Below are 7625 nucleotides of genomic sequence, written 5' to 3'. Positions count from 1 at the left end.
GATTTTCGAAGAGTATGAAAAACCTCGGTTTGACCGAGGCTTCTCTATTTATTTGGGCCATCCTAACCAGATAGCCACGAGAACAAGGGCTGCGCCAGCTAAACTTGTTAAGATAGATAAGAATTTATCTTTTTTCTCCTTGAACTGAGAAAAACCTATCTTCAAAGCGAGCAGTCCAAGTAGCATTGAAGCAAGCATCAAATAAAAACCCATTTCTTTGTCCTCCATTAGTCTTAATTTATTTTATTATAACATATATTTCTTAAATAAACCTTTTTTATACTCAATGAAANNCAGGTTGCTCAAAGCACAGCTTTGAGGTTGCAGATAAAGTTGACGTGGTTTGAAGAGATTTTCGCAGAGTATTACTGTACTTTAAAGGTCTTGAGATAGCTGTCTTTTCCTACTTGACCTTCGAAGGTTCTACCATTTTCAAGGTAAGGAAGGTCATCTGATACTGAGGCCTTAACCTTGTAAATCTTGCCATCAACTTTAAAGAAGTAGACGGTGTCGCCCTTGATAACAGCTGATTTGAGGTCTGCTACTACTCCCTTGATGCTTTCTGTCGTTGCATTGTCAATTTCAAGGTCGTTTTTATTGGCATACTTGCTGAGCATCTCTTCCACTGTAGTAGCTACGATAACATTTTGGTACTCGACTGCGTCTACTAGAGCATACTCTTTGACCAAGCCAGCATTGTCCTTCAAACCCATGATGTAGAAAGGCTTGTCATTGAGGTTGATGAGGATTGGGAAGGTTGCTTTGTAGGATTTCTCCTGAACAGCACCTTCTGCTGATTCACGGGCTGATTCTTCTGTCGCAGAAGCCAAGCTATACTTAGTAATTTCTCCTGTTCGCATATTTTCAAGGATGAAACCAAGATTACTCTCATCCGCATTAGCCGACGTCACACCTGTGTAGAGATAGATGTCATTACCGATAGACAAGTAATTATAGCCATTGGTAGTCTGGGTCACGTTTTTCTTGGAAATCATGGCATTCAAGAAACCGTCCTTGTACTTGCCGTTGTAGTTGATTTGCTCAATGGTTTCCTCTGCTGGATAGATCCTATCCACCCATTCTGGAACATCTGATAAGCTGTATTCCTTGGTTTCTCCATTTGTAGCATCCAAGATAATGACTGAAGCAGGACGAGGAACCGCAAGTCCAAATTGCTTTTGGTAAACCGTTGCTACATAGAAAGGATTGCCCTCATCGTCCACCTCAAAAGATGGAGTTTTAAAGATTTTGGTCGGGTACTTCAAGCGCAGGTGACGTTTGACATCACGGTTAAAATACTCCGAGTCTGAATACTTGATTGGTGTCTTCAAGTCCACCAAATCCGCATTTCCAGTTACCATGTCCACCTTGATATACTCACCGATTCCCTTAGCTTGATTGTTAAACCACTTGATAGGGTCTGCGTATTCTAGTGGCGTCACTCGATAAGGTTTCCCATCAATTGTCAATTGGGTATAGGTATCTGCCGCTACGTACTGCGACACCTTATCTGTTAGGGAACCCAAGTAGCGGTCACCAATTTTTTCAGCAGTACTTCTATCTAAGATAGGAACCTTACTGGTGTCACTCTTAGGAAATTCAGTAAAGTCTTTTTCCGTAACCGTGACTACATTGGCATAATTTTTAGCCTGAAACATGCTGGAAGTTACCAAGGAAACCAAAGCTGCCAAGAGAAGAATTCCTCCAATCGAAGCTAACAGAATTTTCCCTAACCGATTGATTTTGAAACCCTCAAGATTTAAGGCAGCTTCCGCCTTACCGTGGCGCACATGAACCGTTTTGACAAGGTTTATCCCCTTGCCAAAGCCAAATAAGATTGCCACAACTAACAAATGCCCACAGAGGAAGAAGAGAAATTCCCAGCTGGTCAGGTTAAGGGGCGGTAAAAAGATATACCAGGTCGTTGCGATAAAAATAAGTTCAAAGACTATTCGTTTCATTTGCTTTCCTCCTAAATGATTCGTCCTTCCAAGTGATCCAGCTCATGCTGGCAAATCTGAGCTGGGAAGCCTGTCAAGGTAATGGTCTGTTCCTGCCACTTGCTGTCACGATAGGCAAGCCTTATGGTTTCATAACGCTTAGTTGATCTCACACCTACCAAGGACAAACAGCCTTCTTCTGCCTCATAGGATCCTTCAAAGGACAGAAGCACTGGGTTAAACATGACCACGGGAACCAAGCCAAGATTAAAGATAATCACGCGCTTTTGCACCCCAATCATATTGGCAGCTAGACCAATGCAGGTCTCACGATTTGCTAAGAGTGTATCCTGCAAATCTCTGGCAAGATAAAGGTCTTCCTGACTTGCCGGCTGAGATACCTGAGATAAAAACAAAATATCTTTTACAATTTTCTTTTCCACTTCCTCACACTCCTCTTGTTTTTTACTATATTATAACAATTATAGCACAAAAGCCGATAACTGCAAGCCCTTTCCCTCAACTGTAGCAAAAAGCCATCCGAAGATGACTTTTTTGCTACTTATACTCAATGAAAATCAAAAAGCAAACTAGGAAGCTAGCACAGGTTGCTCAAANNTACGGCAAGGCGACGCTGACGTGGTTTGAAGAGATTTTCAAAGAGTATTAATTTCTTTATAAATTACTTCCATCCCACGCTTAACAGCTGGACGATTGGCAATTTTTTCTGCCCATTTTACTAAATTCTGGTAACTTGAGGCATCCAAGAATTTTGCAGAACCTTGGTAAAGTTTTCCTTGAACTAACTGTCCATACCAAGACCAGATGGCAATATCTGCAATCGTATAGTCATTGCCTGCAATATAAGGTTTCTGAGTCAATTCCTTATCCAATAAATCCAACTGGCGTTTCACTTCCATCGTAAAACGGTTAATAGGATATTCCAATTTTTCAGGGGCATAATTAAAGAAATGTCCAAATCCCCCACCTAGAAAAGGTGCAGCCCCAGCTTGCCAGAATAGCCAATTCAAAACTTCTACCTTTTCCACAGGATTACTTGGTAGAAAGGCTCCAAATTTCTCAGCAAGATAAAGGAGAATATGAGCAGATTCAAAGACTCTTACTTCTTCAGTTCCTGACTGGTCCAACAAGGCTGGAATCTTGGAATTTGGATTGAGCTTTACGAAGTCTGAACCAAATTGATCCCCATCCATGATAGCAATCTTATACAAGTCGTAAGCCGTTTCCTTAAAACCAGCCTCTAGTAATTCTTCCAATAAGATAGTGACCTTCACACCATTTGGTGTTCCCAGTGAATAAAGCTGAAAAGCTTGTTCTCCTTTTGGCAAGTTTTGTTCGAAACGGGCACCTGCTGTTGGTTTATTTAAGCCCGTAAAGGCTCCTTGATTACTAGCTTCATCCTGCCATACGGTCGGTAATTGATATGCTGACATCCGAAACCTCCCTTAAATCGCATTCTTGTCAAAACCGAGTTTGCGTTGAATAAACTTAACGATTTCGACGATGATAATCATTGAGAAGCTTCCAGCCATAACAATTCCCCATTGTGACAAGTCTAGTTTGGTTACGTGGAAGATTCCTTCAAGCGGTTCTACAACGATTGTTGCCATGAGAAGGATAAAGGATACCAAGATGGACCAGTTAAAGGTCTTAGACTTGAATGGGCCAACTGTCAAGATGGATTGGTAGACAGACTTGACATTGTAGGCATGGAAGAGCTGAATCAAACCAAGGGTTGCAAAGGCCATCGTTAGGGCATCTGCATGAATAGCATGATTGTCACCCACATGAACTGGGTAAGCAATCGCAAGGCCATAAACACTCATAACAAGAGCTGCTTGGAGTACACCTTGATAAATGATAGAACTCAAAACACCACCTGAGAAGAAGCTTGCCTTGCGTCCACGTGGTTTATGATTCATGACACCAGGCTCCGCAGGTTCAACACCAAGAGCGATAGCTGGGAAGGTATCCGTTACCAAGTTGATCCACAAAAGATGAACCGGCTGTAAGACATCCCAACCAAACAAGGTTGATAGGAAGATGGTTAATACTTCAGCAGTATTGGCAGAAAGTAGGTACTGAATAGTCTTTTGAATGTTTGAGAAGACCTTACGTCCTTCTTCCACTGCGACGATAATAGTCGCAAAGTTATCATCTGCAAGAATCATATCAGAAGCCCCCTTAGAAACCTCTGTACCAGTGATTCCCATACCGATACCGATGTCTGCTGTTTTCAGAGCTGGGGCATCATTGACACCGTCACCTGTCATGGCAACGACCTTACCTTGTTTTTGCCAAGCCTTGACGATACGAACCTTGTGCTCTGGAGACACACGGGCATAAACAGAGTATTGACCAACAACTTTTTCAAAGTCTTCATCAGATAATTCGTTGAGCTCAGCACCAGTTAAAACGTGGTCTTCTGTATCGTTTGCATCAATGATTCCCAAACGTTTGGCAATAGCTTCTGCGGTGTCTTGGTGGTCACCTGTAATCATGATTGGACGAATTCCAGCTTCCTTAGCCACACGAACAGCCTCAGCGGCTTCAGGACGTTCAGGATCAATCATCCCAATCAAACCAGTGAAGATTAAATTATTTTCCAGCTCTTCAGAAGTGAGGTTTTCTGGAATGCTATCGATAATCTTATACGCACCTGCAAGGACACGCAAGGCTTGGTGGGCCATTTCAGAATTGTTTGTATGAATGAGGTTTGTGACCTTCTCATCAATCGGAGCAATATCCCCAGCCTTATCACGAAGAACACAACGTTTCAAGAGTTGGTCTGGCGCACCTTTAACAGCTACGAGGAAGCGTCCATCTGCAAGTGGATGAACTGTTGACATGAGCTTACGGTCAGAGTCAAATGGCAACTCCGCCATACGAGGATATTTGTCTAAAAATTCTTTGACATCGTAGCCCTTGTCCAAGGCATACTGGATAAAGGCTGTTTCGGTTGGATCACCAATCAGGTTGCCTTCCACATCGATTTTCGTATCATTGGCCAAGACAACTGAACGAAGGAGGGGCATTTCAAGACCCAGTTCAATGTCATCAGCTGAGTCATGTAGGACTGCATCGTAGAAGATTTTTTCAACTGTCATCTTGTTCATGGTCAGCGTACCAGTCTTATCAGAAGCGATGATTTCAGTTGAACCAAGTGTTTCAACTGCTGGCAACTTACGAACGATGGAATGTCGTTTGGCTAAAACTTGAGTACCAAGGGAAAGAACGATGGTCACGATAGCAGGAAGTCCTTCTGGAATGGCTGCAACGGCAAGGGCAACAGAAGTCAACAACTCACCAAGTGGATCCTTCCCTTGAATGAAGACACCCACTACAAAAGTAACAAGGGCAATGACCAAGATTGCATAGGTCAAGACCTTAGAAAGGTTGTTCAAGTTTTGTTTGAGGGGTGTATCCGTCTCATCAGCGTCTTGAAGCATGCCCGCGATATGACCAACTTCCGTGTACATACCTGTATTGACAACAACTCCCATCCCACGACCGTAGGTTACGTTTGAGTTTTGGAAGGCCATATTGACACGGTCACCAATACCAGCATCTGTCGCAAGCTCGACTGTCAAGTCTTTTTCAACCGGTACAGACTCACCTGTCAGAGCAGCCTCTTCGATCTTAAGAGAGTTGGCTTCTAGCAAACGTAGGTCTGCTGGTACTACGTCACCAGCTTCAAGGGCAACGATATCTCCAGGTACCAATTCTTTAGAGTCAATCTCAGTCATGTGCCCATCACGCAGAACGCGGGCAGCTGGACTAGACATGGATTTGAGGGCTTCGATAGCTTCTTCTGCTTTTCCTTCTTGGTAAACACCAAAGGCAGCGTTAATGATAACCACGGCTAAAATGATAATGGCATCTGCGATATCTTCCCCACCAGAAGTCACGACTGACAAGATTGCTGCTGCAACTAGGATGATAATCATCAAATCCTTAAATTGCTCGATGAATTTGACCAGGATTGATCGTTTCTCGCCTTCTTCGAGTTCATTGTGGCCAAATTCGGCAAGGCGCTTTTCCGCCTCACTTGATGACAAACCTTGCTCGGTCGCATCCACAGCCTTCAAGACCTCTTCAGGACTCTGAGTGTAAAACGCTTGGCGTTCTTGTTCTTTTGACATGTGTCTCCTCCTTGACATTGTGTGCAAAACAGACTCTCTTTTCCCTCATCGCATCTTTTCACGACAAACAAAAAGAGACCTGTTAATCATAACAAGTCTCGCTATTTAAGATAGGGCCGGAAAACATACTTTTCAGTATAAAATTCGGAATGACGACACTATCACAGGTTTCTGCCAGCTACTCCCTTGAGTAGTACTATTATACCAAATTTTGGGTAGTTTTAAAAGAGTAAAAACTACCTTATTTGAATTTTCCCTTGAAAACCAGTATAATGGTAGAATGCTATATGACTAGAAAGGAAGTTGAATGAAGCAATCTATCTCAAATCTCAAGTTAGCTGAACGTGGTGCCATTATCAGTATTTCAACCTACCTGCTCTTGTCTGCAGCGAAATTGGCTACTGGCCATCTTCTTCATTCATCCAGTTTGGTGGCCGATGGTTTCAACAACGTGTCGGACATCATTGGAAATGTGGCCCTCTTGATTGGAATCAGGATGGCACGCCAGCCTGCTGACCAAGACCACCGTTTTGGCCACTGGAAGATTGAGGATTTGGCTAGCTTAATCACTTCCATCATCATGTTCTATGTTGGCTTTGATGTTCTAAGGGATACCATTCAAAAGATTCTCAGTCGTGAAGAAACGGTCATTGATCCTCTGGGTGCAACTCTAGGAATTATGTCTGCAGCGATCATGTTTGTGGTCTATCTCTACAATACTCGCCTCAGTAAGAAATCCAACTCCAAGGCACTGAAGGCCGCAGCAAAGGACAATCTTTCTGATGCTGTCACCTCACTTGGAACCACCATTGCCATCCTAGCTAGTAGTTTCAATTATCCCATTGTGGATAAACTGGTTGCTATCATCATCACTTTCTTTATCTTAAAGACTGCCTATGATATCTTCATCGAGTCTTCCTTTAGCCTTTCGGATGGCTTTGACGACCGTCTGCTTGAGGATTATCAAAAGGCCATCATGGAAATTCCCAAAATCAGCAAGGTTAAGTCCCAAAGAGGTCGTACCTACGGTAGCAACATCTACCTGGATATTACGCTAGAGATGAACCCTGACCTGTCTGTTTTTGAGAGTCATGAAATCGCGGATCAGGTCGAGTCTATGCTGGAGGAACGTTTTGGGGTTTTTGATACCGATGTCCATATTGAGCCAGCGCCTATCCCTGAGGATGAAATTTTAGACAATGTCTATAAAAAATTGCTCATGCGTGAACAATTGATTGACCAAGGAAATCAACTGGAAGAACTCTTAGCTGACGATTTTGTCTATATTCGCCAAGACGGAAAGCAGATGGATAAAGAGGCCTATAAAGCAGAAAAAGACTTGAATTCAGCTATCAAGGACATCCAAATCACTTCCATCAGTCAAAAGACCAAACTCATCTGCTATGAATTAGATGGTATCGTCCATACCAGTATCTGGCGTCGCCACGAAACTTGGCAAAATGTCTTCCACCAGGAAACAAAAAAAGAATAGAGAAATCCTGTCATGAGACGGGCTTTTTCT

6 protein-coding genes are annotated in these 7625 nt (G+C 42.9%); 1 reads left to right on the top strand and 5 read right to left on the bottom strand.

Annotated features, from left to right (window positions below; genetic code table 11):
• Positions 1–48 precede the first annotated feature (48 nt).
• From HT703_RS08380 to HT703_RS08360, 5 genes are all read right to left on the bottom strand, one after another.
• A complete protein-coding gene (locus HT703_RS08380; protein WP_000508264.1) occupies positions 49–213 on the bottom strand; it encodes a YczI family protein in 165 nt (54 codons plus the stop codon).
• A 152-nt stretch (positions 214–365) separates the two neighbouring features.
• The gene (locus HT703_RS08375) at positions 366–1961 is read right to left on the bottom strand and encodes a hypothetical protein (RefSeq protein WP_000822860.1); all 1596 of its coding nucleotides are present in this window, start codon (positions 1959–1961) and stop codon (positions 366–368) included.
• An 11-nt stretch (positions 1962–1972) separates the two neighbouring features.
• Positions 1973–2383: a peptide deformylase gene (locus HT703_RS08370; RefSeq protein ID WP_000412227.1), complete on the bottom strand. Its 411-nt coding sequence runs from the start codon at positions 2381–2383 to the stop codon at positions 1973–1975.
• Positions 2384–2596: 213 nt separating this feature from the next.
• Entirely contained in the window at positions 2597–3394 is a 798-nt protein-coding gene (gene yghU / locus HT703_RS08365) for a glutathione-dependent disulfide-bond oxidoreductase (RefSeq protein WP_001277397.1), read from the bottom strand.
• A 12-nt stretch (positions 3395–3406) separates the two neighbouring features.
• The gene (locus tag HT703_RS08360; RefSeq protein WP_023933182.1) at positions 3407–6103 is read right to left on the bottom strand and encodes a cation-translocating P-type ATPase; all 2697 of its coding nucleotides are present in this window, start codon (positions 6101–6103) and stop codon (positions 3407–3409) included.
• A gap of 307 nt (positions 6104–6410) precedes the next feature.
• Between HT703_RS08360 and mntE the strand changes: the two genes are divergently transcribed.
• Positions 6411–7595: a CDF family manganese efflux transporter MntE gene (gene mntE / locus HT703_RS08355; protein WP_023933184.1), complete on the top strand. Its 1185-nt coding sequence runs from the start codon at positions 6411–6413 to the stop codon at positions 7593–7595.
• The last annotated feature ends 30 nt before the right edge of the window (positions 7596–7625 follow it).

Origin of the sequence: Streptococcus sp. 3874, from assembly GCF_013276425.1 — a bacterium.
Classification (GTDB): Bacteria; Bacillota; Bacilli; order Lactobacillales; family Streptococcaceae; genus Streptococcus; species Streptococcus pseudopneumoniae.
This window is presented reverse-complemented; position numbering and strand designations above follow the sequence as displayed.

Bases quoted from the DNA above. Each gene is read 5' to 3' on its own strand.
- HT703_RS08380 (WP_000508264.1), bottom strand. From the start codon at position 213: ATGGGTTTTTATTTGATGCTTGCTTCAATGCTACTTGGACTGCTCGCT.
- HT703_RS08375 (WP_000822860.1), bottom strand. From the start codon at position 1,961: ATGAAACGAATAGTCTTTGAACTTATTTTTATCGCAACGACCTGGTAT.
- yghU (WP_001277397.1), bottom strand. From the start codon at position 3,394: ATGTCAGCATATCAATTACCGACCGTATGGCAGGATGAAGCTAGTAAT.
- HT703_RS08360 (WP_023933182.1), bottom strand. From the start codon at position 6,103: ATGTCAAAAGAACAAGAACGCCAAGCGTTTTACACTCAGAGTCCTGAA.
- mntE (WP_023933184.1), top strand. From the start codon at position 6,411: ATGAAGCAATCTATCTCAAATCTCAAGTTAGCTGAACGTGGTGCCATT.